This is a genomic window from Pseudomonas sp. LBUM1645, assembly GCF_059716185.1.
In genome coordinates, this window is the sequence record NZ_CP166811.1 from 1,796,780 (window position 1) to 1,819,646 (window position 22,867).

The following is a 22,867-nucleotide window of genomic DNA, read 5'->3' on the forward strand; positions in this document are numbered from 1 at the left end:
ACACACTGCTCAGCGTCCAAGCATAGTTAAGGCTCTGTCATTTTGCTGTTGTCGTTTTGGCTGATCTGTTGCTGCAATGCTTGCTCCAATTCGAGCATGGCGCGCTCTATAGCCTTGCTGCAATCGGCCACTTCGTCGTGATGGAATGCCTCATGGCAGGCCTTTTCCAGCGCCTCGCAGCTGTCAATCACCCGGGAAGCCTGGACGATTCGGGCGGCGCCCTTGATTTTGTGGGCGACGTCGAGAAATGGCTGAGGCTCTTTGGAGGGGGACAGCGCCAGCAGTTCTTGTCGGTCCAGACGGTTGCTGTTCAACAGTTCGGTCAACAGTCGCTGGTCCAATACCGGATCGCCACCGGTCAAAAGACGCAGTCCTTGCAGGCTGAACGCCGGATCGCGGACGATTGGCCTGATACCTTCAAACCACTGACTCAAGGCTGTCAGGGTAAGGGGCTTGAACAGGCAGTCGTCCATCCCGGCTTGTTTGCAGCGTTGTATTTCTTCCGGTTGTGCGTTGGCGGTAAAACCCAGCACGGTACAGGGCGGGCGGTGCGTTTCTTGTTCATGTCGACGAATGGCTCGGGCCAGTTCGTATCCGTTCATGATCGGCATGTTGCAATCGACAATCACCAGATCGAACGGCTCGGCTTCCCATGCCTGAAATCCCGCCTGGCCATCCGGCGCGACGCTGAATCGGTGACCCAGAAACTCCAGTTGCTGGCGCATGAGCAAGCGATTGGCGGGGTGATCGTCGACCACCAGAACATTCAAGGGGGCCGTCGTGGTGTGGATTTGCGCTTCAGCAGTCTCTGGCATCTGTTCGAGTGGCAGTGTTGCCAGGTGCAACGACACTTCGACTTGAGTGCCGACACCCGGCTGGCTACTCAATTGCAGGCTGCCGCCCATCATTTCGCACAGGCTGCGGCTGATCACCAGCCCAAGCCCCGCACCGCCTCTGGCTGACTGCCCGGAGTTATCGGCCTGAGCGAAAGGTTCGAACAGCCGCCGCAGTTCCTGTTCACTGATCCCTATGCCGCTGTCGTGAACCTGCAACAGCATCCGGACCCGCTCAGGCTCGGCGGTTGGGTGCAGATCGACGATGATCCTGATCTGGCCGCGCTCCGTAAACTTGATGGCGTTGCTCACCAGGTTGGACAGCACCTGTTTGAAGCGCATCGGGTCCAACAGGACATCAAACCCCGGATTGGCAGGGCGAAATTCCAGCAGCAGCCGGAGACTTTTCTGGCGCGCCAGTCCATCGAAGACCCGCACCACCGAGGCCACGATTTCACTTGGATTGACCCGTTCAGGGCTCAGGCTCAGCCGTCCGGATTCAATCCGTGCAATGTCGAGAATGTCCCCTATCAGCTCCAGCAGGTCCTTGGCCGAGTTGTACGCCACATCGATGGCCGGGCGATCCGGGTGCTTATGATCGATACGCTTCAGCGTTAGCTCGAGCATGCCGATGACCGCATTCATCGGGGTGCGGATCTCATGGCTCATGGTCGCCAGAAACGTGGTTTTGGCTCGGTTGGCTTCATCGGCGCGCTCTTTGGCATAGCGCAGATCATCGAACAGTTGGCGCCGTTCGCTGATGTCGATCCAGCCGCCGATGATGCCTTGCACTTCACCGCTCGAATCACGGAAGGGAAGAATCCAGTGGTAAATCGTCAGCTTGCGGCCGCCGATGTGCAGCGCACGATCGAGAATCAGCGGTATGCCCTCGGCCACGACGCGCTGGTAATCGGCCTGATATTCCCGGGCTTCGAACGCATTGCTCATGCTGCCCTGCATGACGCTTTTACCGATCACGTCTTCACGTTTCGCGCAGAAGGCTTCCAGGTAACTGTCGTTGCAGCTTTGCAGCAGTCCCTGACGATCGCGGACATAGATGGGATGAGGCGTCCCATTGACCAGTGATCGCATGAATTCGAGTTGATCGTTCAATGCACGCTCGGCTGCCTGACGCTGCTTTATCTGGCGACGCATGTAAGCGTTCCAGGCAACGGAAATCAGCAGTAGCACCCCGGCACCGATAACGATTTGGTAGAACAGTCGGTGATAGTTGCGCCAGGTACTTTGCGAGGACGCCGAATAGCCGCGCCAACGGCTGTTGATGATGCCCAGTTCTTCCGGAGCAATACTCAGCAGTGCCTTGTTGAGGATGGCGTTCAGTTCTTTGGCATCTCGGCCTGTGGCCAGGGAGAACGCGGCCTGCCGGGTGCCGATGGTGGTAGTGATTTGAAGGGTGTGCTCGAAAAGCTGCGATGAGATGAAATAGTTGGCAATCACCAGTGAATTCACCGCACCTTCTGCCTTGCCCTCGGCCAGCAACTCCACGGCGCTGAACGTATCCGGGGTTTCAATCAGCTTGATCCGCGGGAACTCGCTGCGCAGGTAATCCACCAGGGGATTGCCTTTGGCGATTGCCAGGCGTTTGTCCTGCAACTGCGCAAGGCTTGTCGGGCTGTCGGCGGCTTTGCGAGTCAACAGGACAAAGGAGTTTTGCAGGTAGGGGCGGGTGAAGTTCAGCGTCGATTCACGTTGGGCGCTGGGGAGCAGGGCGGCGATCAAGTCGGCCTTATTGTCCCTGATCTGCTCGATCATCTCGTCATCACTGCGGCTGCGACGGACGTCGAAGCGCAAACCGGTACGCAATCTGATCAGCTCGAGCAAGTCCGCGGTAACCCCACGAAAGTTGCCATCACTGTCGAAAAACGTCAGCGGCGCAAAAGCCTCATTGACCACCACACGCACTACCGGGTGTTGTGCCAGCCAGCGTTCTTCGTTGTCGGTGAGTTGCAGTTTTTGATCGGTGAGAAGCATGTCACTGCCGGCACTCCAGCGTTTGGCGATGTTGTCTCGTTCGCTGGTCGGAATGGCCATGAGCATTGCGTTGATGATCCCGAGCAGGTGCGGGTTGTCCTTGTGTACGGCAAAGCTGAAACCGTGAGCTTCGTGTTTTCCGAAGTTGGCCATGCGGACGTTGTTCAGATACCCCTTGTTGATCATGTAATGGGTGGAAATGGTGTCACCCAGAAAAACGTCAGCCTGGTCGAAGGCAACGGCATTGATCGCATTCTGGTAGGACGGAAAGGACGTGATGATCGCCCCCGGATACATTGCCTTGACCTCGTTCAGTGGCAAATAGTGGTACACCATGCTCAGGCGCAGACCGGCCAGGCCATCGGTCAAGGATCTGGTTTCACCTTCGCGTGTCACCAGAACCGGCTGGTCCACAGCGTAGGGGGTGGAAAGTACGATGTCAGCGTTGTGAGCTTCGAATCCATTGGCGGTCCCCAGCAAATCGATCTCGCCGTTTTCAAGTGCATCGATCGCGGCGTCCCTGGACGCAAAACGCAGAACCTTCATTGGCAAACCGGTTGTTTTGCCGAGGATGCCCGCGTAATCGGCGGTAAAACCTTCGTAGTCGTGACCACTGATGGTCAGGTCGAAAGGGGGGTAGTCCGGGGCTGACGTGCCCAGGATCAGTGCCCGTTTATTCTCAATCCATTGTCGTTGTGCGTTATCCAGTTGGACTTCCTGGTGTCCGGCCATTGAGCGACTCATCAGGGTGTAGTTCTCGCTGATGGTCTGCGCAGCGGCCACTGAGGCGGTCAGGCATAAACCTGCGGCCATGAGTGTCAGATAATCCTTTATACGACTGGGCATCCTGTTTCTCACACTAACGCGTTACGTTTTGCCATATCGATGAGTTCAACCAGGGATTTGGCTTTGAGTTTCTGCATGAGGCGTTTTTTATAAGTGCTGACAGTCTTGTTGCTCAGAAACATGCCTTTGGCAATTTCCTTGTTGGTGCGGCCTTGGGCAAAGAGTTGCAATACCATCAGTTCCCGATCATTGACTGACTTGAACAGTTCCAGGTCGGCGAATCGCGCGTCATCACAGCGAACAGGATTCAAGGCCTGACTTGGGAAATAGTTGTAACCTGACAATACGGCCTTTATAGCGCTGACCAGTTCACTCAGCTCTTCCTGTTTGCACACATATCCCGATGCGCCGGATTGCATGCAGCGAATACCGAAAAGTGTCGGGCACTGTGCTGTTAACACCAATGTTTTCAGGCGGGTACTCATTGCGTTGAAACGGGCGAGAACTTCCAGCCCATCCAGTTTGGGAATGCTGATGTCGAGAATGACCAGGTCAGGCATGCATTCGCGAACCATCTGCATGGCATCGACCCCATTATCAGTTTCGCCGACGACTTTGTAACCTTCATGTTCAAGCAACATTCTGACGGCAAGGCGGATGACCGGGTGATCGTCGACAATAAAAACGGAGTTCATAATCAAATCCCATACGAGCTCTAATAAAGCGCGCACCTTAGCTCAGATAGTTGAGGCGACGCATGAGCTGACGGACCTGCAGCGGCAATACAGGAACAATCCTACAGCTGAAGAGGAATGGGACTACGTATCAACTAGGTTTTTTATGAGGAAGGGTGAAGGTTGTTGATGGTTAGTCGAGAGATTGGAAGTATTTAATTGTAAGTTGCGAGTTATGTTTGGGTTGGATTGTTAGTGTGTTTGGTCTGTGGTTTTTTACAATGAGGCCAAGGTCAATATGTTTCTAAATTCGGATTGTTTCAGCGGTTTTATCAAGTACCCCAATAATGGCAGTCCGTTTTCAAGTTTATTCAGTTCGGCGGATGTCAGGCTACTTAACGAGTCGCCCGGAGTTGGAAGGGATGATCTTCCACCAGCAAGATGCGCAGATCGTCCGCGAGGTTACCGAATAATCGATCAGTTAGCTCAGCGCATGTTGTAGGGGGATTCGGCGGACGTTGAGTGCACTTGGGTTTTGAGAGGCAAATCAACCATTGCAGGCGGCGTAATGGCTGATCACCCAGGTCTTATCAGTGGCTCGAACGACCGGTCATCTCCAGCGCCATTTCGCTTGCATAGCTGTCGGTCATGCCGGCGATGAAATCAATCATCCGTAGAAACGAGGCGTGCAATGAGCCGTGAGGATCGGGCGCATTGTTGCCCAACAGGTCGAGGACTCTGCGACTCTTGAAGGACGGCGTTCGACCGTTATGCTGTTCCAGTGCCGCGCCGCAGAAGGCGTTGAGCAGGATTTCCAGCGTGGTATAGGCACCGATTTCATGCAGGGTCTTGCGCTTGTCCTGGAAGATTTTTTTTCGCGCCATGTCCTTGGCATTCAGGACGCAACGCTTGGCAGGGCCGTGCATGTGTTCCACCAAATCACCGGGCAACGTACCGTCCAGCAACGCATCCTGTTGCTCGACAAAGGCCCGGGCAGCGGCGTTGGTCAGGTGTTCAATGGCTTTGCCTCGCAGGATCGCCAGTTTGCGCCGACGCGAATCCTGTGGACCAAGTTGGCGATAGGTTTCCGGCAGATCGTCACCCACAAGGTCCAGCAACAGGGACTCGACTTCGGCGTACTCCAGCAACTCCATTTCCAGACCGTCTTCCAGATCGATCAGCGCGTAACAGATGTCATCGGCAGCCTCCATCAGATACACCAGCGGATGGCGCGCCCAACGCTGTTCCTCGAGTTGCGGCAGGCCGAGTTTATGGGCGATTTGCTCCAGAAGCGGCAATTCGCTCTGATAGCAGCCGAACTTGTGTTTCTTGTAGCCCAGTGAATCCGCGTGCTTTGCCGTCCATGGGTACTTCAGATAAGTACCCAGCGTGGCGTAGGTCAGCCGGGTGCCGCCGTCGAACTGGTGATATTCCAGCTGGGTGAGTACCCGGAAGCCTTGGGCATTGCCTTCGAAATTGAGGAAGTCATTGCGTTCGACTTCGCTCATTGCATCCAGCCAGCCACGGCCGGCGGCTTGCTGGAACCAGTGGCGAATCGCGTCTTCGCCGGAGTGGCCGAAGGGCGGATTGCCGATGTCATGGGCCAGGCAAGCTGATTGCACCACCATGCCCAGGTCGCTGGGCTCGCACCAGTCAGGCAGCGCGCTGCGGATGGTTTCGCCGACGCGCATGCCCAGCGAACGGCCGACGCAGCTGACTTCCAGCGAGTGGGTCAGGCGCGTGTGGATATGATCGTTGCTGGTGACCGGATGGACCTGGGTCTTGCGCCCCAGGCGGCGAAACGCGCCCGAGAAAATGATCCGGTCGTGGTCTTTGTGGAAAGGGCTGCGGCCGAGTTCTTCCGGGCTGTGCAGAGGCTTTCCGAGGCGTTCGCGGGTAAGCAGGGTTTGCCAATCCAAGGCTGGTTCTCTCCGTCAGGTGACTGAGCCCCTAGCTTCCCGTTTCGCGTCAGGACCTGCAAGGGAAAAACACGCACACACCTGTAGGAGCACGGCTTGCCGGCGATGGTGGTGTATCAGGTGCTGCAATATCGAGTGAACTGCCGTCATCGCGAGCAAGCTCGGCTCCTACAGCCCGGCGGCGTCGATATCGATGAGCAGCAGTCGCTCGCCGTTGTCGAAAAATTGCCCGGCGGTGAGGCAATACTGGTTGCTGGTGGCATCGCGGTAAGTATTGGAGAGCGTCAACCTGCGTTCATCCCAACCCTCTGCCAGCAGGTGATAGAAGTAGGGGCGCCATGACCAGTTGTGGCCCAGGTAGCGATTGTCGGCCTCCCAACCGTTGTTGCGCCATTCAAGGTTGGGTGTCAGCTGCGTGCCGTGGCGGTCGCATTGGTAGAAGCGCAGCAGCCAGGGAAATGCATCCAGTTGTGGCAAGGCACTGAGCGGTGCTCGGGCCTGAGCCCATGCTTGCAGGATGGTCATCAGCTCGCTGAGTTGCTGGCGCATGATCATCAGGCGACCGCGCTCAGCCAGCTTCTGCTGAACATAGCGCTGACGCAGTTGCGCAAAGCGCTCGACAAAGGCGTCCGTGGCAAAGAAACCGGCTTGCGCCCGGGCGAACAGAAAGCCCTGAACGTAGCGCGAACCACACTCCAGGGCAAAACTCAGTTGAGCCTCGGTTTCCACGCCTTCGGCGATGATCCAGCAACCGGTTTTCTCCGCCATTTGCGCCAGAGCCTTGACCACGTCGCTGCTCGGTCCGCCTAACGCAGCGGCCTGGAACAAGCGCATGTCGAGTTTGAGAATGTCCGGTTGCAGCGCGAGTACGCGATCAAGCTGAGAGTATCCGGCACCGAAATCATCGATGGCGATCCTCGCGCCGGCCTGTCGGTACCGTGCCACGACGTCAGTCAGACGCTGAATATCGCCCCCCAGCTCGGTGATCTCGAAGACAATGCGTTGCGGGTCGACGTTGTGCCTGATCAATTGCTTGAGGCTCGGTAGAGCCTGGTCCTGCCGCAAGCGGTTGATCCAGCGTGGCGATATGTTCAGGCTCAGAAACCAGTCCGAGGGCGCTTCATGTAGACGGCTCAGCGCGTTATCGCGGATCTGGCGATCCAGACGACGCAGCGCGATGGCGGGCGTTCGCGGGTCGGCGAACAGCGGCCCCACCGAGGTCAGTTGACCGTCGGCCTGGCGCAATCTTCCCAGTGCCTCGACGCCAGCGATACGGCCGGTGGCGGTATCGATGAATGGTTGAAAACAGGCGAGCGGTTGCCCGTCGATCACGAGGCCTCCTTGGTCAGGTCTTGTTATTGGATAAAACCTGTTCACCGGGTAGGCACGCAGGATTGAACCCCTCGATAAAGAGGTTCAATCCCGGTGATGTTGCAAGAATGCAGCCAGAGGGTGGCTTTAGCGGTTGCGCGAAGAACCCTGCATGACCAGTTTGATCAGCGGCCCCAGCGTGGTGCCCAGACGAACCAGTCGAGTGAGACTGCTGACGCCACCGCTCTTGGCGCCCTTGCCCGTCAGAAAACCGAGCAAGGTGACGGCTGCCACGCCCCAGAGTGGGGCGTGCTTGATGCCGAAACCATCGTGCAGGTTTTGCGTCATCCCGCGTATGCGCTGCAAGGGTTGCAGCAATTCCCGGGATTCGTGGCGAATTTCCTGGCGATGCATTTCCATGCGCAGGCGGATCAGCGCCTTGCGCATTTCGGTGCGCGAGCTGTTGTGAGGCAGTTCAGGCAGGCTCATGGCAGCAGACGCTCCCGATCGTTGGCCAACTCTTCCAGGGTGCCGTGGAAGGGCGACGATTCATCGAAAATCGCCGCTCTCAAGCGCATCGCACAGAAAATGGCCGCCAGTGTGTAGAAAACACAGAGCCCGATGATGGCCGCCAGGCGATAGGTGTCCCAAAACAGGATCATCACCAGCGTCGACAACCCCACCAACAACAGCAAGGCAAAAACCAGCGCCAGGCCTGCGAATAACAACAGGCTTACCGTGCGGGCTTTTTGCTCCTGCAATTCGATGCCGAACAGTTCGACATGGCTGTGCAGCAGTCCAAGAAAAGCAGCACCCAGGCGCCGCGGTGAGGAGCTTGGGCCCGTCGCGGACGAGCCGGATTCGCCGATCGCCATATCAGCGCCGAGTGGCCAGCAAGCCAATCAGGAAACCAACGCCGGCCGCGATCCCGACCGATTGCCATGGGTTGGCCTGGACATAGTCTTCGGTGGCGGTAACGGCAGCCTTGCTGCGTTCGCGCAGGGAGTCTTCGGTCAATTTCAAGGTTTCGCGCGCACGCAGCAGACTGTCGTGGATTTGCTCGCGCAACTCATCAGCCTGATCGCCGGCCAACGTTGCGGTGTGTTCCAGCAAGCGTTCGGTGTCGCTGACCAGAGTCTGAAAATCGTTCATCAGGATTTCTTGAGCAGTCTTTGCCTTGATGCTGGCCATTGGTGGATCTCCGTAAGTGGCTTCTGAAGCGTTCGAGTATGAGCCTTGCGCGAAGGTTCAGTACAAATGACTGGTACAACTTTTGCTACGTCGTGGTGCGTCTGCCTGCGCCGTTGCGCTGTTGCTGGGCAGGATTCGAGCAAAACCTTATCTCAAATAATGAAAACTCGCGCAAAGGTTCCAACCTTGTGCGCCAAAGTGGCTCATCGGGATCAATCTGCTGATCCCGGCAAGTCGCAACTTGGTGCATGAATTGTCTGCGCGAACTGCTTTGGTGCTTTTTTAGCCTTCAGGTCTGCCAACCCCATGGAAAATCTGCAAAGCGCTGTGGACACTCTGGTCCATAGCTCCAATACGTTGTTCATTCTGATCGGCGCGGTCATGGTGCTGGCGATGCACGCCGGTTTCGCCTTTCTTGAAGTCGGCACGGTTCGACAAAAGAACCAGGTCAATGCCTTGTCGAAGATCCTTAGCGACTTCGCCATTTCGACCCTGGCCTACTTCTTTATAGGCTATTGGATTTCCTATGGGGTGACCTTCATGCAACCGGCAGCTGTGATCAATGCTGATCATGGCTATGGGCTGGTGAAGTTTTTCTTTCTGCTGACCTTTGCTGCGGCGATACCCGCGATCATTTCCGGCGGCATCGCCGAGCGTGCCCGCTTCGTCCCGCAGTTGTGCGCGACGGCACTGATCGTGGCGTTCATCTATCCGTTCTTCGAGGGCATGATCTGGAACGGCAACTTTGGCCTGCAAGCCTGGTTGCTGGAGCACTTTGGCGCCAGCTTCCATGATTTCGCCGGCTCGGTGGTGGTCCACGCCATGGGTGGTTGGCTGGCTCTGGCGGCGGTGTTGTTGCTCGGGCCGCGCAATGGTCGTTATCGCGAAGGGCGACTGGTGGCGTTCGCGCCCTCGAGCATTCCCTTTCTGGCGTTGGGGTCGTGGATCCTGATCGTTGGCTGGTTCGGTTTCAACGTGATGAGCGCGCAAACCCTGCAAGGTGTCAGCGGGCTGGTGGCTGTGAACTCGCTGATGGCCATGGTCGGCGGTACCGTGGCGGCGCTGATCGTCGGGCGCAATGACCCGGGCTTTCTGCATAACGGCCCGCTGGCCGGGTTGGTGGCGATCTGTGCCGGTTCCGATCTGATGCACCCGGTGGGCGCGCTGATCACTGGCGTCATCGCCGGCGCATTGTTTGTCTGGTGCTTCACTGCGGCTCAAGTCAAATGGCGCATCGACGATGTGCTGGGGGTTTGGCCGTTGCATGGTTTGTGTGGCGTCTGGGGCGGGATCGCCTGCGGCATCTTCGGCCAGAGCGCGTTGGGTGGGCTGGGCGGCGTGAGTCTGATCAGTCAGTTGATCGGCACCGCACTGGGCGTGGTCGTGGCGCTGGCCGGTGGTTTTACGGTGTATGGCGTGATCAAGGCGTTCCATGGTCTGCGCCTGAGTCAGGAAGAAGAGTATTACGGCGCTGACTTGTCGGTGCACAAGATCGGCTCGGTCAGTCAGGACTAGGTCTCTTCGTCGTCAGCGCCAGGATAGAAACCGTGCAACAGACGATAGCGGTCGTGCCGAATCTGGTCGGCCCGCTCCTGTACCTGATGCGCGGGTAATCCCAGCATGATCAGCGCGTGGGAGGCGAGCATCAGGCTCGACTCCAGCAGTTCGGGGACGACTTCGCTGGCGCCGGCTGCCTTCAACTCGGCCAGTTGGCTGTCGTCGCGTGTGCGCACCAGAATCGGCACGGTCGCGTTGAGTTGCCGCGCTTCCTTGAGGATCAGCAAAGCGATGTCGGTCTGGTCCACGGCGATCACCAGCAGCCTTGCGCGCTCCAGCCCTATCGCAACCAGTAGTTCACCGCGGCGTGAGTCGCCATAGTGCACACAGGTTTCACCCACGGCGGCTTCCTGGACACGCACCGGATCAGTATCCAGTGCGATGTAGGGTTGCTGCGCGTTGCGTAGTGCACGGCCGATTGACTGGCCGACGCGACCGTAGCCACAGATTACGACATGGTTGTGTAACCCGGCATTGAGCGCGCTGATTTCTTCAAGTTTTGCTTCTTCATTGGGTTTGCGATGCAGGCGTGTGGCGATGTGGGGTGCGGCACGCAGCAACAACGGCGTGACGAGCATTGAACAGAAGGTCGCCGCCAGCAGCAGTCCGCCAAAATCCGCGGGCATCAGTTTGTTCTGCTGCATCTGTGCCATCAGCGCAAAGCAGAACTCGCCGCCCTGGGCCAATGCCAGGCCGCTGCGCCAGGCGGTTTCGCCATCGCTGCCACGCCATTTGACCAGCAGCGCAACGACGCTGCCCTTGAGCACCAACAACCCCAGGGTCAGGCCGAGAATCAGCAGGCCGTGGCTGGCGAACAACTGCAAGTCGATCAGCATGCCGATACTGACGAAGAACAGCCCGAGCAGGATGTCGCGGAACGGGCGGATGTCGGCCTCGATCTGATGCCGGTAGTGGCTTTCTCCCAGCAGCATGCCAGCGAGAAACGCACCCAGGGCAGGGGAGAGACCGAGCAGGTGCGTCAGCCACGCCGTCAGCAGAACAATCACCAGCGCCAGTAGCACGAACAGTTCCGGGGAACGGGCAGCCGCCACTTCATGGAACAGCCGGGGCAGCAACCAGCGACTGGCCAGCAACAGGCCGACGAACAATACAACGGTTTTACCCAGCGTCAGTGGTAGCGCCCAATACCAGGCCTGGTCGCTGCTGCCAGCGAACACCGGCACCAGGGTCAGCAGCAATACCGCCACGACGTCCTGGAACAGCAACACGGCAATGGCATTCTGGCCGTGGCTGCTGAAAATCTCGCCGAGACTGGTCAGCTCTTTACTGACAATGGCCGTGGAAGACAGCGACAGGCCGGCGCCGAGTAACAGTGCAGGCGTGATCGGCATGCCGAGCAGCATCAGCAAACCGCCCAGCAGCATCCCGGAGCACAGCACCTGCAGACTGCCAAGCCCAAACACCACTCGGCGCAACACGAGCATTTTCGACAGGGAAAACTCCAGCCCAAGGGAGAACAGCAGAAACACCACGCCCAACTCGGCGAGGTCCGGCAGCTCTTCGCTTTCATTCACCCAGTTGAATGCGGTTGGCCCAATCATCAGCCCCACGCACAGGTAGCCCAGCACCGGTGGCAATCGCAGGCGCTGGAACAGTGCAATCACCACCAGGGAGGAGGCGAGGATGATCAACAGGTTGGCGAACACGAAAAACTCCGGTGATGGGCGCTGGCAATTCAAGCGTAGAGGTAAATAATCCGTGAGCATCGCGCAATGGGTATTGAAGACGACTGATGTGCGTCAGCGTATTGCCGCGATCCGTTGCCGTTATGGCCCAAGGGTAGAGCATTCAATGGCTCGACGGCTTTTCGGGGCGGGCCTAGAATGATGACTTAATTTTTTAGGTTGAGCGCTCATGCTTCCTGAATGTCAGCTGTTCGGCACCCTTGGGTGTCATCTCTGTGAAGTGGCAGAAGCCATGCTGATGGAATTTGTCGAGCGCGGTCTGCTGGTGGAACTGGTGGATATCGCGGACGACGAAACGTGGTTCGAAGCTTACAGTCTGCGTATTCCGGTATTACGGCGGGTCGATACTGGCGCTGAGCTGGGCTGGCCGTTCAGTGCCGATCAGGTAGTGGCGTTCCTGGGTTAAGCGGTGGTTGTGGTGGCGATGTTCCGCCTGTCAACTTTGCGATGGATCCCCTTGGCTTTACCGGCACTGATCGGATACTGTATGCGCATACAGTTATTCGTGATGCCTGCCTTGCGCCCCTGGTTTTCGGGCTTGGGCAGGCGATCCGGGCGTGAGAGGGATGAATCGTGGTCAATGTCGAACAATTGAAGAACAGCGTGAACCGGATGTCGGCGGACGTGGTGCGCGAGGCTGTCCTCGAATTGCGTCTGGATGGCCTGGTGACAGAAGGAAAAACTCCCTTCAATAAACTGCATTTCAATACTTGTTTCGCCGAAATCGAAGCGTTATTCCAGCGCGCGGGCTATCACCGGCAGCTGGATGTCGTGGGTTATCAGGGCTTGTTGTATGCGCTTTATGACCCTGGTCGATGGGAGGCGGTTGATGTGTTGCGCTGGCTCAAGGAGTTCACCGAAGCGGCAGCGCGCACGCAGATACCGGCTTGAGGATTCTCTTCTAGGTTCGTTCCGGCCGCTGTTGGATAATGCCGCCCTGTATTGAGGGTTAGAGCTTTCGTATGTCCACTTCATCTTTTTCTGCTGCACACAACCAGGCCAGCACGCTCTACTTGCCGCCTGGTCCGTGGCAGACCGTACTCGATTGTCTGTGCGAACACTTCAGCGCCATCGGTCGTGAACAATGGCTGGACAGAATTGCTCGCGGTCGTGTCCTCGACGGCCACGGCATGCCGATCGCCCTTGATCTGCCTTACAAGGAAGGCTTGCGGATTCATTATTTCCGTGAGGTGCCGGACGAAAAGCCGATCCCGGTGGTTGAGTCGATTCTGTACGCGGATGAGCATCTGGTTGTGGCGGACAAGCCGCATTTTCTGCCAGTGACTCCGGCGGGTGAATACGTGGAGCAGACCCTGTTGCGACGGCTGATCCGTCGACTCGATAACCCGCATCTGGTGCCTTTGCATCGCATTGACCGGCACACAGCGGGGCTGGTGCTGTTTTCCGCCAACCCTCAGAGCCGTTCTGCCTATCAGTCGTTGTTTCCTACGCGGCAGATCGAAAAGCGCTACGAGGCAATTGCCCGAGCATTGCCTGAACTCTCTTTTCCATTGGTCCATAAGAGCCGTCTCATCGATGGCGAGCCTTTCTTCCGCATGCAGGAAGGTCCGGGCGTCAGCAATACCGAGACGGCTGTCGAAGTCAGGGAGAAGAACGGTGATCTCTGGCGTTATGCGCTTTACCCGGTGACGGGCAAGAAGCATCAGCTACGGGTGCACATGACAGCGTTGGGCGCCAGCATCTGCAACGACCCGTTTTATCCGCACGTACTCAAGGATGTTGAGGATGACTACGCCAATCCTTTGAAACTGCTCGCTCAGGGATTACGGTTTGTTGACCCGGTCACCGGCCAGGAAAGAGCATTCGAAAGCACCATCACCCTGGACTGGTGATCACGAGGTTTAGCGAATCTGCTGATCTTCAGCCACGAAAAAGCCCGCATAAAGCGGGCTTTTCCATATCCGGTTGTCACCGCAAAAATTACAGCTCTTTGACGGTACGAACCTGATCCTTGTTGATGCGGGTCTGCTTGCCATCCAGTTGTTCGAATTCGTAGAAACCCGAATCCTTATCGAACTTTGGCGCGTCGACAGCCTGGATTTCTCGACCGTCATTCAAGGTGATCACTGTAGGCGATGCGCAACCGGCGAGGGTAGCGAGGCCCAGTGCGAGCATGAAAGTGGCGAGGGTCCGTTGAGTCATGAGTGTGTCTCCGAATATGAATTCTTTTGGTTGCTGAGCTTGAGACGTGTACAGCGCGTGCAAGTTCCTTCTCCTGTCAGTCTGACACAGAGTTGTGGGCACTTAACAGTTCTGGAGTGTTGAGGTTGGCCAGGCGAGGATCATTGTCCGGACATTGCAGGGCGGTAGCGCCCAGTTTGCGCATGAGGCGACCCGGGCTGCGTTCCCCGTCGTTCCAGGCACTGTCGAAATCGGCCGAGAGCGCCACGGGGATGATGCACAGCAGAGGTTCCCAGTGTTCATCATGGCGCAGCATCAGCGGTTGGTCCGGGTGCTGGCTGGCGGCTTCGCGCATGCTATTGAGCAGCGCGGCATCGATACGCGGCACGTCACAAGGCAGCACCAGCAGATGCGCATGGCGGGCGGCCTTCATGCCTGCGCGAATACCGGCCAGGGGGCCAGGAAAGTCGCCTTCATCGTCATGAACCAGCTGGTCGGCGTAGGGCGCGTACTTTTCCAGGTTTCTGTTGCAGGAGATGATCAGGTCATCGCTCAGTGAACGGGTCTTGCGGTGCAAGTGGGCAATCAATGGCTCGCCGTGCCATTCCAGCAGCCCTTTGTCCTGACCGCCCATGCGTTGGCCACGACCACCTGCCAGGAGCAGAATGGAGCAGGGCGGCAAATGTGTATTCGAGGTCATGGCAGGTCTCCATGGGGGCGGCGAAAAAATGAGGCGCTGTGATATAACACCGGGCTGTTTCTCCTACAACTGGATGAGCCTATGAAAGCCAAGGCTGATGTACCTTTCGCACCGCTCAACATCGCGGTGCTGACGGTCAGCGATACCCGTACCCTGGAAACCGATACCTCAGGCCAGGTCTTCGTCGACGGTTTGAGCGCTGCCGGCCATAACTTGGCGGCCCGGGTTCTGCTCAAAGATGATCTCTACAAAATTCGCGCGCAAGTCGCCAACTGGATTGCCGACGATGTCGTGCAGGTAGTGCTGATCACTGGCGGCACCGGTTTTACGGGGCGCGACAGCACTCCGGAAGCGGTGAGTTGCCTGCTGGACAAACAAGTCGACGGTTTTGGTGAGCTGTTCAGGCAGATATCGGTGGCGGATATTGGCACCTCTACTATTCAGTCCCGTGCCTTGGCCGGCCTGGCTAATGGCACGCTAGTCTGCTGCTTGCCAGGTTCGACCAATGCCGTGCGCACCGGTTGGGATGGCATTCTTGCCGAGCAGCTGGATTCGCGGCACCGCCCGTGCAACTTCGTCGCTCATCTCAAACAGGCGGCACCCTGTGAATCCCGCGGGTAAGCCAGGCAAGACTGGCAGTCTGATGGCTGTCGAAGTGGCACTGGCACGCTTGCTGGCAATGGCCGAAGCCTCACCGATTCGTGAGCGTGAACGCTTGCCATTGGCGCAGGTTCAGGGCCGGGTGCTGGCCGATGATCTGGTCTCGACGCTTGATCTGCCACCGTGGCCCAACAGTGCCATGGACGGCTATGCCTTGCGCGTGGCCGACTGGACTGGAGAGCCACTGGTGGTCAGCCAGAAGATTTTTGCCGGTCAGGCTCCGGAGCCCTTGAAGCCTGGCACCTGTGCCCGAATCTTCACCGGTGCGCCAGTGCCCGCTGGTGCAGATTGCGTCGAGATGCAGGAAAACGCCGAGGTTCAGGCGGATGAGCGAGTACGTTTCACCGAAACCATGGCCCCGGGACAAAACATTCGTCCTCAAGGCCAGGAAGCTACTGTTGGTGAATTGATTCTGCCAGCCGGCACGCGCCTCGGGCCAATCGAGCAGGGGTTGGCTGCATCGCTGGGATGCGCAGAGCTGGACGTGATTCGCAAGGTTCGCGTTGCTGTTCTGTCCACCGGGGATGAACTGATTGAACCGGGTCAGGCTCTGGGGCCGGGACAGATCTACAACAGTAATCGAGTGTTGCTGTGCAGTTGGTTGCAGCGCCTGGGCTGTGAGGTGATCGATGCCGGAATTCTTCCGGATGATTTAGCAACCACTCGCGCTCAACTGGGTGAGTTGAAGGATGTCGATCTGATCCTTTCCACCGGTGGTGTCTCGGTGGGAGAAGCTGACTTTCTGGGCATTGCCTTGCGGGAAGAGGGCGAGTTGACGTTGTGGAAACTCGCCATCAAACCCGGAAAACCGCTGACATTCGGGCATTTTCGCGGAGTACCTGTGATTGGTTTGCCTGGCAACCCAGCTTCAACGCTGGTGACCTTTGCTTTGTTGGCAAGGCCCTATCTCTTGCGCCGACAGGGTGTAAAAGAGGTTGAGCCCCTGAAGTTTCAGGTGCCTGCAGGGTTTGCATGGCCAAAAGCAGGCAATCGGCGCGAGTACTTGCGCGGACGTCTGGAGAATGGTCGGGCAATTATCTACAGGAATCAGAGTTCGGGTGTACTGCGTAGCGCTGCCTGGGCGGATGGTCTGGTTGAGGTGATGGAGGATCGCACGCTGATCGAAGGTGACTACGTGGGCTTCATCCCGCTGAGCGAAGTCCTGAGCTGACTCCTGCCGCTGGCTTACTGCGCAAACCCGGTTGATCGAACCGGGTTTTGCGTTCTTGGCTTACCCTTGGTGAGCCAGGAGTGTCACGACCTGGTCGAAACGGCTATTGGCGATCCAGGCCAGAACCCCGATGACCACGGCTGTTCCGAGAGCCGAATAGGCAAGCCTGTGTTTTATCGATTTGACGTCACTACGGACTTCGTCCAGGTCTCGCCGGATGTATTTGAGGTGTGTCTCCAATTCAACGACGCGAGATTCCAAAGCAGCTTCTCCAATGGGCTTTGCGCTGTTTTTGAATTCAGCCTGATGATTGGCGCGTTTTTCTGCGAACGGTACAACCGGAATGACCGGTGACCTGATCTCTTGGCTTTGCATGGCACGTCCCTGTGTAGTTCCTGCTGATGTTTGATAACTGCAGGCGCCAAGGTGTACCAATCGCATGGGGCGGTCAATTGAGCCGATTCCTTACATCTTGTAAGAAAAAGTCCCGCCTTGTAGGACGCCATACTGCTCGACTTCAAATAATTCAAATTCTTGCGACTTTTATGTGGCGAGATGAGGTCAACATCTCCCATACGGAATTCAATCACGGGAGTGACAACTAATGAGCGAACGCAAGGCACTGTTGATTCTGCATGGCAAGCAAGCGCTCAACGAGGCGGTTCGTTCTGCCATTGCGGACAAGCGCAAACAGGGTTGGGAGCTGGCCGTTCGAGTGACCTGGGAAGCGGGCGACGCGCAGCGACTGGTGGATGAAGCGCTGGCGGCGGGCTACACGCAGATCATCGCCGGTGGCGGTGACGGTACCTTGCGCGATATTGCCGAAGCCATGGCGGCGCATTCGACTCAGGCCAGTCTGGTACTGATGCCGTTGGGGACCGCCAATGATTTTGCGCGTGCCGCCGGCGTGCCTCTGGAGCCCGCGCAGGCGCTGGACCTTCTCGACATTGCACCGAGCGCCATTGATCTGGGGGAGGTCGGTGGGCAAGTGTTCCTGAATATGGCCACGGGCGGTTTTGGCAGTCAGGTCACGGCAAACACCTCGGAGGACTTGAAAAAAGTCCTCGGGGGCGCGGCTTACCTGTTCACCGGTTTATCGCGCTTCAGTGAGTTGCACGCAGCCTATGGCGAGTTGCAGGGGCCTGATTTCCAGTGGAGTGGCGAGCTGTTGGCGTTGGGCATCGGCAATGGCCGGCAGGCCGGCGGTGGACATGTGTTGTGTCCAGAAGCGCTGGCTGACGACGGTCTGCTGGATATCAGTATTTTGCCTGCGCCGCAGGAACTCGTCGGCACCTTGAAAACCCTGCTGGCGGATGGCTTCGGCATCGACAACATGTTTGTGCGAGTCCGGTTGCCATGGGTCGAAATCAAGGTCTCGGAAGGCCTCTACATCAACCTCGATGGCGAACCTCTGGAAGGTGACAATTTGCGTTTCTCGACACGTCCAGCGGCACTGCGCGTGCATTTACCTGAAAACTCGCCGCTGTTGGGGTCATCGCAATTGATCAATCATCCAGGCTGATGATCTGTTCGCGAACGGCGAACAGCACCAGGCCCGCCACATCGTAGATCTGCAAGCGCTTCATGATCTGCGAGCGGTGGGTTTCAACGGTCTTGATGCTGAGGCCCAGGCCATTGGCAATTTCCCGGGTGGATTTTCCGCGAACGATCAGCCGAAGGATTTCCAGCTGACGCGCTGTCAGGTTGTGCGAGTCGGCAGGTTCCGGCTGGTTTTTCTGAGTTCGGGTCAGCGCCTGGTTGATGACGGTGTGGGCGATGGCCGGGCTCAGGTAGCGTTCGTTGTTACGCAAGGCATCCAGGGCATGTTCGAGCTCGGTAGCCGTGGTGTCCTTGAGCAGGTAGCCATGTGCACCGGATTCCAATGCCTGCATGATGAGTGCTGGATCGGTGTGCATCGACAGGATCAGCACCTTGCTCTGCGGGCGTACTCGCTTGAGTCGCTGCAATGCGTCAAGGCCACTGGTTTCCTTCATGGAAATATCCAGCAGGACGATGTCCGGGGACAGCTGCTCGACCATCTCGAGCAACTGCGAGCCGTCATTGGCCTCACCGATTACCGCGTAGCCAGGAATATCCAGCACCAGAGCGCGCACGCCTGCCCTGATAAGCGAGTGGTCATCCACCAGAAGTAAGTTACAAGTCAACGCATAACCTTATTCGTACTGGCCCGTTCGAGCGCACGAGGCGCCCAGGGGAAGAGTGCTTCGATTTGAGTGCCTTTGCCCGGCTCGCTGGTCACGCTCAGTGTGCCGCCCAACTGATTGATCCGTTCCGACATCCCCGCCATTCCGCGTTGCCCCTCACGACCTGGATCGGTCGCTGGCGCGAATCCCAGGCCATCGTCACTGATCAATAGTGTCAGGCCCTGAGGCTGACGTTGCAGGCGGACCAACAGGTTTTTCGCTTCGGCATGGCGCAATATATTGGTCACCGCTTCCTGGGTGATTCGAAAGGCGGCCAGCGTCATTTCCTCCGGTATACCGGCCAAACGCTGATGGCATTCCAGGCTCCAGTGCACAGGCGTGTTGGCCAGCGTCTTGAGCAAATGCGCCCGCAGACTGGCTTCCAGCCCGAGACTGGTCAACTGCCTCGGATTGAGAATGGCCGATACGTCTCGCACTTTGGCCAGGGTTTCTTCCAGCGTATCGCAGAGCACCGAACACTGGCCCTGAAGTTCTTCGGGCATTCGGCGTTTGAGCCAGTCGCTTTGAAGTTTTGCCGCGGTCAGCAATTGGCCGATGTCGTCATGCAGTTCCCGACTGAGCCGGCGTCGTTCGTTTTCCTGTACCTCCAACAACCGGTCAGCCAACTCCTGGGGTTGAAACTTTATCGACTTGCGCGAAAGACAGTACTGCACCCCGACGCAGGCCAATGCCGCAATATTGAGTACCAGCAGACTCAGCGGCAGGGGAGTGGACTGGCTATATATCAGCAGGCAGCCAAGCGCCGAGCAGGTACACAACACAAGCGTGACCAGGCGCGCGTTTTTTCGGGAGGGTGGCTTTAGGGTGATCGACTTGAGGCTGGCGTACATAGCGGATGGAGCCAATGGATGTTCGCTGCGGGAAGACCGGGCATCGTGGATGACGGGTCTCTGTCTGGAGTCACTCTGCCATTAATTGACGTCAACTAATGGGCGGCATAATACCACTTAAGATACCGTTGGTCGCGTTTGGTATATATGTCTGCCGAGTCAGGAAATAAGCGTGTATGGACAGCAGTTCCATAATGGAAAAAGTTGGCAGGCAAGAATGGTTTATTTGTTTCGAGTTGTCGTAAGCAGGTATGAAATATTCAATTGCGACATGAGCCCGCTAAAGTTGAAGAGGCAATTATCGCAATAAAAATTCACAGCACGGCATAGGGCCCGATAGTTCAGGCTTGCCGACCTGCAAAGGAAACGAGTGTGAACGGTTTGGAATTAGCGGGGGGCTGAAACTGACTGTGTCCGACCTGAAAGGCGAAGGCTTCGATCAGGGATGTCTGTTCGCTGTCATCAAGGCTGAGTTGACCGGTCTTCTGATCGATAAGCTCGAGTTGCCAGGCGATCAACGTCAGGCAGTCTTTCAGCGCACTCAGGGCCTGGTCGTGTAAATCCATGTGATTCTGGGCATGGCTCAGCAAACCATGGATGTGCAACGAAAACTCCGAAACGGCTGCCAGAGCGAGGGCATCAGCCTTGTTGGCCAGTTTGAGCAGGGTGCTCAACATGCAGTCGATGGCATCCTTGTCATTGCTGATCAGTTGCAAATGACTCAGGCATTCCTCGGTTTTAACCAGGAGTGTCTCAGCTTCGACGAGAAACTCAGGGAGCCGGTGAGCCCATTCTTTACGATCGTTCGGCATGCTTATCTCCACAACGTCATGTCAAATGCGGGAATGTCGTGTGTGTCGACGGGGACAATCAGAGTCCCCGCATTGTCATGCCGTCGTGAGATCGCGCGCCGGTCTGTCTGGTTGCAGGCTGGGGAACTCGATAGGGTGGATGGCCACTTACCTGCGATCGCACACAAAAGCCTGACTCCGTTCATGCAATGAGAATGGCGTCACATTAATGGCTATTGGATATTGCGAATATCAGGTTGGGCCTGATTGCTACTAGGGGAATCCCTTACACGGGGGGAACCAACCGAACGAAACGAGGTCTCGCGGCAGGCAATGATGCAGATGAAATCACGTGGCCAGTAAAGCATGATGTTAATGTGACATCAATGTTTGGTCGTGGCATTTTACAGGGGTCAAGGTCCGGCGAAAACAGCCGATAACCCCCTTTAGTGAATTCATCAGAACAAGCCCAGGAGTCATTGATGGCCGGCATTCTCGACACGGTAGACCAACGCACGCAACTGGTGGGTGAGAATCGCCTGGAAATTCTCATGTTCCGGCTGGCCGGACGGCAATTGTTCGCGATCAACGTCTTCAAAGTGCAGGAAGTGCTGCAACTGCCGAAGCTGACCTTGATGCCTCAGCGTCATCCGTTTGTCTGCGGCGTGGTTAATCTGCGTGGCCAGACCCTGCCGGTGATCGACCTGTCCCAGGCCATCGGTATGCGTCCGCTGGTGCCAAGCCCGACCAGTACGATCATCGTTACCGAGTACAACCGTTCGGTGCAGGCGTTCCTGGTCGGTGGTGTAGACCGTATCGTCAACATGAACTGGGAAGCCATTCTGCCGCCACCGGCCAGCGCCGGTCGTCAGCATTACCTGACGGCCATCAGCAAGGTCGACGATCAGTTGGTGGAAATCATCGACGTCGAAAAAGTACTGGCGGAAATCGTCCCGTACAACGCCAAGGTATCGCGCGACAAACTCGACGATCCGGTTCTGGAACGTGCCCGTGGCCGTGAAGTGCTGCTGGTGGACGACTCGAACGTGGCGCTGTCGCAATTGCGTGACACCCTGGGTCAGTTGGGTGTGAAGATGCACATCGCCAGCGATGGCTTGAAGGCACTGAACATGCTCAAGGCCTGGGCCGATACCGGTGTGAACATGACCGACAAACTGCTGATGGTCTTCACCGACGCGGAAATGCCGGAAATGGACGGCTATCGCCTGACCACGGAAATCCGCAACGACCCGCGTCTGCGAGGCCTCTACGTGGTTCTGCATACTTCGTTGTCCGGCAGCTTCAACGACTCGATGGTGAAGAAGGTCGGCTGCGACAACTTCCTCTCCAAATTCCAGCCGGACAAACTCATCGATGTGGTGCGCCAGCGCTTGATGCTCGATGAAGTGCCTGCCTGATAACGGTGCAAGAGGCTGGCCTGAAGTCAGCCTTTGATTCGGCGATCAAGCTCGTATAGGGTGGCGTTTTTGCCTACCAGGGAGCTGGCCATGTTGCGTCTGAGCGCGCTTTATCGTTATCCGTTGAAATCCGGCAAGGGCGAGATCCTGCAGCAGGTCAGCCTCGACAAGCTGGGCCTGGACGGTGATCGACGCTGGATGCTGGTGGACGAGGCCAGCGGGCGCTTTCTGACCCAACGTGCGGTGGCGCAGATGAGTCAGCTGTCGGCGTTGTGGAATGCCGACGGTGGCTTGACCCTCAGTGCGCCGGGCCGCTCACCGATCGATATCGCCTTGCCTGCCAGCGACGCGGAACTGCGTGGCGTGACCATTTGGCGCGATACGTTGCGTGTGCCGGATGCCGGTGACGAGGCGGGTGCCTGGGTCAGCGAATTCATTGGTAAACCGACTCGTCTGGTGCAAGTCCCTCTTGAACGCGCACGGACCACCCAGGCCGGCTACGGCAAGGATGACGATCAGGTGGCCTTCGCCGATGGCTTTCCGTTGTTGCTGATCGGGCAGGCCTCACTGGAGGACTTGTCGCAAAAAGTCGGCCGCCCGCTGGAAATGCTGCGCTTTCGGCCGAATCTGGTGATCGAGGGCAGCGAGGCGTATGCCGAAGATGGCTGGAAGCGTATCCGCATTGGCGATGTCGAGTTCCGCGTGGTCAAGTCGTGCTCACGCTGCATTCTGACCACCATCGACCCGCAAACCGGCGAGCGCAGCGAAGATCGCGAACCACTGGCCACGTTGCAGAAATACCGTGCCGAGGCCGATGGTGCGATGTTCGGACAGAACCTGGTCAACGACAGCAATGGCCAACTTGAAGTCGGTATGCCGGTGACAGTCCTGGAATAAGACCGTCAGAATGACTGCCCTTTGAAAAAAAGTGCCCGTGTCCAAGGACACGGGCATTTTTTTT

23 protein-coding genes and 1 pseudogene are annotated in these 22,867 nt (G+C 57.4%); 9 read left to right on the plus strand and 15 right to left on the minus strand.

Annotated elements, in window-relative coordinates; translation table 11 throughout:
• Positions 1-26: 26 nt before the first annotated feature.
• The 8 genes and pseudogenes from ACA079_RS07985 to ACA079_RS08020 all read right to left on the minus strand — a co-directional run bounded on the left by ACA079_RS07985 (position 27) and on the right by ACA079_RS08020 (position 8,706).
• Positions 27-3,671: a transporter substrate-binding domain-containing protein gene (locus ACA079_RS07985; protein ID WP_497703118.1), complete on the minus strand. Its 3,645-nt coding sequence runs from the start codon at positions 3,669-3,671 to the stop codon at positions 27-29.
• 8 nt (positions 3,672-3,679) lie between these two features.
• Complete coding sequence (locus tag ACA079_RS07990; RefSeq protein ID WP_033059130.1) at positions 3,680-4,306, minus strand: response regulator transcription factor; 627 nt, start codon at positions 4,304-4,306, stop codon at positions 3,680-3,682.
• 255 nt (positions 4,307-4,561) lie between these two features.
• Positions 4,562-4,684: pseudogene (locus ACA079_RS07995) on the minus strand (response regulator); the annotation flags it as partial.
• Positions 4,685-4,875: 191 nt separating this feature from the next.
• Positions 4,876-6,204 (minus strand): deoxyguanosinetriphosphate triphosphohydrolase, encoded by a 1,329-nt coding sequence (locus ACA079_RS08000; RefSeq protein WP_497703119.1) that lies wholly within the window; start codon positions 6,202-6,204, stop codon positions 4,876-4,878.
• 168 nt (positions 6,205-6,372) lie between these two features.
• On the minus strand, positions 6,373-7,536 hold the full coding sequence (locus tag ACA079_RS08005; protein ID WP_497703120.1) for an EAL domain-containing protein: 1,164 nt from the start codon (positions 7,534-7,536) through the stop codon (positions 6,373-6,375).
• Positions 7,537-7,662: 126 nt separating this feature from the next.
• The gene (locus ACA079_RS08010) at positions 7,663-8,004 is read right to left on the minus strand and encodes a hypothetical protein (protein ID WP_497703121.1); all 342 of its coding nucleotides are present in this window, start codon (positions 8,002-8,004) and stop codon (positions 7,663-7,665) included.
• The gene (locus tag ACA079_RS08015; RefSeq protein WP_282481321.1) at positions 8,001-8,390 is read right to left on the minus strand and encodes a phage holin family protein; all 390 of its coding nucleotides are present in this window, start codon (positions 8,388-8,390) and stop codon (positions 8,001-8,003) included. Before ACA079_RS08015 ends, ACA079_RS08010 begins: the two co-directional genes overlap by 4 nt.
• A gap of 1 nt (position 8,391) precedes the next feature.
• Positions 8,392-8,706: an ElaB/YgaM/YqjD family protein gene (locus tag ACA079_RS08020; protein WP_017340000.1), complete on the minus strand. Its 315-nt coding sequence runs from the start codon at positions 8,704-8,706 to the stop codon at positions 8,392-8,394.
• A gap of 306 nt (positions 8,707-9,012) precedes the next feature.
• Between ACA079_RS08020 and ACA079_RS08025 the strand changes: the two genes are divergently transcribed.
• Positions 9,013-10,221: an ammonium transporter gene (locus ACA079_RS08025; protein WP_497703122.1), complete on the plus strand. Its 1,209-nt coding sequence runs from the start codon at positions 9,013-9,015 to the stop codon at positions 10,219-10,221.
• Here the strand turns inward: ACA079_RS08025 and ACA079_RS08030 are convergent.
• Complete coding sequence (locus tag ACA079_RS08030) at positions 10,218-11,930, minus strand: cation:proton antiporter (protein ID WP_497703123.1); 1,713 nt, start codon at positions 11,928-11,930, stop codon at positions 10,218-10,220. The genes ACA079_RS08025 and ACA079_RS08030 overlap by 4 nt on opposite strands.
• A 208-nt stretch (positions 11,931-12,138) precedes the next feature.
• Here ACA079_RS08030 and ACA079_RS08035 point away from each other — a divergent pair, with 208 nt between their 5' ends.
• The 3 genes from ACA079_RS08035 (at position 12,139) to ACA079_RS08045 (ending at position 13,822) form a co-directional block, all read left to right on the plus strand.
• Complete coding sequence (locus ACA079_RS08035) at positions 12,139-12,375, plus strand: glutaredoxin family protein (RefSeq protein ID WP_149629243.1); 237 nt, start codon at positions 12,139-12,141, stop codon at positions 12,373-12,375.
• A 167-nt stretch (positions 12,376-12,542) separates the two neighbouring features.
• Complete coding sequence (locus ACA079_RS08040; RefSeq protein ID WP_008145883.1) at positions 12,543-12,860, plus strand: hypothetical protein; 318 nt, start codon at positions 12,543-12,545, stop codon at positions 12,858-12,860.
• Positions 12,861-12,931: 71 nt separating this feature from the next.
• Complete coding sequence (locus ACA079_RS08045; protein ID WP_497703124.1) at positions 12,932-13,822, plus strand: pseudouridine synthase; 891 nt, start codon at positions 12,932-12,934, stop codon at positions 13,820-13,822.
• Positions 13,823-13,910: 88 nt separating this feature from the next.
• Here the strand turns inward: ACA079_RS08045 and ACA079_RS08050 are convergent, their stop codons facing one another.
• Together ACA079_RS08050 and mobA are read right to left on the minus strand one after the other, a co-directional pair.
• The gene (locus ACA079_RS08050; RefSeq protein WP_033059146.1) at positions 13,911-14,132 is read right to left on the minus strand and encodes a YgdI/YgdR family lipoprotein; all 222 of its coding nucleotides are present in this window, start codon (positions 14,130-14,132) and stop codon (positions 13,911-13,913) included.
• A 76-nt stretch (positions 14,133-14,208) separates the two neighbouring features.
• Positions 14,209-14,811, minus strand: coding sequence for a molybdenum cofactor guanylyltransferase MobA (gene mobA / locus ACA079_RS08055; RefSeq protein ID WP_497703125.1), 603 nt, complete (start codon positions 14,809-14,811; stop codon positions 14,209-14,211).
• An 81-nt stretch (positions 14,812-14,892) separates the two neighbouring features.
• Here mobA and moaB point away from each other — a divergent pair, with 81 nt between their 5' ends.
• Both moaB and ACA079_RS08065 read left to right on the plus strand, forming a co-directional pair.
• Positions 14,893-15,432, plus strand: coding sequence for a molybdenum cofactor biosynthesis protein B (gene moaB, locus ACA079_RS08060; protein WP_415757372.1), 540 nt, complete (start codon positions 14,893-14,895; stop codon positions 15,430-15,432).
• Positions 15,416-16,642: a molybdopterin molybdotransferase MoeA gene (locus tag ACA079_RS08065; RefSeq protein ID WP_497703126.1), complete on the plus strand. Its 1,227-nt coding sequence runs from the start codon at positions 15,416-15,418 to the stop codon at positions 16,640-16,642. Before moaB ends, ACA079_RS08065 begins: the two co-directional genes overlap by 17 nt.
• A 60-nt stretch (positions 16,643-16,702) precedes the next feature.
• Here the strand turns inward: ACA079_RS08065 and ACA079_RS08070 are convergent, their stop codons facing one another.
• Positions 16,703-17,017: a hypothetical protein gene (locus tag ACA079_RS08070; RefSeq protein ID WP_415773792.1), complete on the minus strand. Its 315-nt coding sequence runs from the start codon at positions 17,015-17,017 to the stop codon at positions 16,703-16,705.
• A 229-nt stretch (positions 17,018-17,246) separates the two neighbouring features.
• On the opposite strand from ACA079_RS08070, the gene yegS reads away from it, so the two are divergent.
• The gene (gene yegS / locus ACA079_RS08075) at positions 17,247-18,164 is read left to right on the plus strand and encodes a lipid kinase YegS (protein WP_497703127.1); all 918 of its coding nucleotides are present in this window, start codon (positions 17,247-17,249) and stop codon (positions 18,162-18,164) included.
• Here the strand turns inward: yegS and ACA079_RS08080 are convergent.
• From ACA079_RS08080 to ACA079_RS08090, 3 genes are all read right to left on the minus strand, one after another.
• Positions 18,148-18,807, minus strand: coding sequence for a response regulator (locus ACA079_RS08080; protein ID WP_033059158.1), 660 nt, complete (start codon positions 18,805-18,807; stop codon positions 18,148-18,150). The genes yegS and ACA079_RS08080 overlap by 17 nt on opposite strands.
• Entirely contained in the window at positions 18,804-19,697 is an 894-nt protein-coding gene (locus ACA079_RS08085) for a sensor histidine kinase (protein ID WP_497704295.1), read from the minus strand. The genes ACA079_RS08080 and ACA079_RS08085 overlap by 4 nt, the downstream gene beginning before the upstream one ends.
• Positions 19,698-20,038: 341 nt before the next feature.
• Entirely contained in the window at positions 20,039-20,509 is a 471-nt protein-coding gene (locus ACA079_RS08090) for a hypothetical protein (RefSeq protein ID WP_150656970.1), read from the minus strand.
• A 461-nt stretch (positions 20,510-20,970) separates the two neighbouring features.
• Between ACA079_RS08090 and ACA079_RS08095 the strand changes: the two genes are divergently transcribed.
• Together ACA079_RS08095 and ACA079_RS08100 are read left to right on the plus strand one after the other, a co-directional pair.
• Complete coding sequence (locus ACA079_RS08095; protein ID WP_497703128.1) at positions 20,971-21,906, plus strand: chemotaxis protein CheV; 936 nt, start codon at positions 20,971-20,973, stop codon at positions 21,904-21,906.
• A 90-nt stretch (positions 21,907-21,996) separates the two neighbouring features.
• Entirely contained in the window at positions 21,997-22,803 is an 807-nt protein-coding gene (locus tag ACA079_RS08100; protein WP_497703129.1) for an MOSC domain-containing protein, read from the plus strand.
• Positions 22,804-22,867 lie beyond the last annotated feature (64 nt).

Excerpts from the sequence above, each read along its gene's own strand:
- ACA079_RS07985 (WP_497703118.1), bottom strand. The coding sequence starts at position 3,671 with ATGCCCAGTCGTATAAAGGATTATCTGACACTCATGGCCGCAGGTTTA.
- ACA079_RS07990 (WP_033059130.1), bottom strand. The coding sequence starts at position 4,306 with ATGAACTCCGTTTTTATTGTCGACGATCACCCGGTCATCCGCCTTGCC.
- ACA079_RS08010 (WP_497703121.1), bottom strand. The coding sequence starts at position 8,004 with ATGAGCCTGCCTGAACTGCCTCACAACAGCTCGCGCACCGAAATGCGC.
- ACA079_RS08015 (WP_282481321.1), bottom strand. The coding sequence starts at position 8,390 with ATGGCGATCGGCGAATCCGGCTCGTCCGCGACGGGCCCAAGCTCCTCA.
- ACA079_RS08020 (WP_017340000.1), bottom strand. The coding sequence starts at position 8,706 with ATGGCCAGCATCAAGGCAAAGACTGCTCAAGAAATCCTGATGAACGAT.
- ACA079_RS08025 (WP_497703122.1), top strand. The coding sequence starts at position 9,013 with ATGGAAAATCTGCAAAGCGCTGTGGACACTCTGGTCCATAGCTCCAAT.
- ACA079_RS08035 (WP_149629243.1), top strand. The coding sequence starts at position 12,139 with ATGCTTCCTGAATGTCAGCTGTTCGGCACCCTTGGGTGTCATCTCTGT.
- ACA079_RS08045 (WP_497703124.1), top strand. The coding sequence starts at position 12,932 with ATGTCCACTTCATCTTTTTCTGCTGCACACAACCAGGCCAGCACGCTC.
- ACA079_RS08050 (WP_033059146.1), bottom strand. The coding sequence starts at position 14,132 with ATGACTCAACGGACCCTCGCCACTTTCATGCTCGCACTGGGCCTCGCT.
- mobA (WP_497703125.1), bottom strand. The coding sequence starts at position 14,811 with ATGACCTCGAATACACATTTGCCGCCCTGCTCCATTCTGCTCCTGGCA.
- moaB (WP_415757372.1), top strand. The coding sequence starts at position 14,893 with ATGAAAGCCAAGGCTGATGTACCTTTCGCACCGCTCAACATCGCGGTG.
- ACA079_RS08070 (WP_415773792.1), bottom strand. The coding sequence starts at position 17,017 with ATGCAAAGCCAAGAGATCAGGTCACCGGTCATTCCGGTTGTACCGTTC.
- yegS (WP_497703127.1), top strand. The coding sequence starts at position 17,247 with ATGAGCGAACGCAAGGCACTGTTGATTCTGCATGGCAAGCAAGCGCTC.
- ACA079_RS08085 (WP_497704295.1), bottom strand. The coding sequence starts at position 19,697 with ATGTACGCCAGCCTCAAGTCGATCACCCTAAAGCCACCCTCCCGAAAA.
- ACA079_RS08090 (WP_150656970.1), bottom strand. The coding sequence starts at position 20,509 with ATGCCGAACGATCGTAAAGAATGGGCTCACCGGCTCCCTGAGTTTCTC.
- ACA079_RS08095 (WP_497703128.1), top strand. The coding sequence starts at position 20,971 with ATGGCCGGCATTCTCGACACGGTAGACCAACGCACGCAACTGGTGGGT.
- ACA079_RS08100 (WP_497703129.1), top strand. The coding sequence starts at position 21,997 with ATGTTGCGTCTGAGCGCGCTTTATCGTTATCCGTTGAAATCCGGCAAG.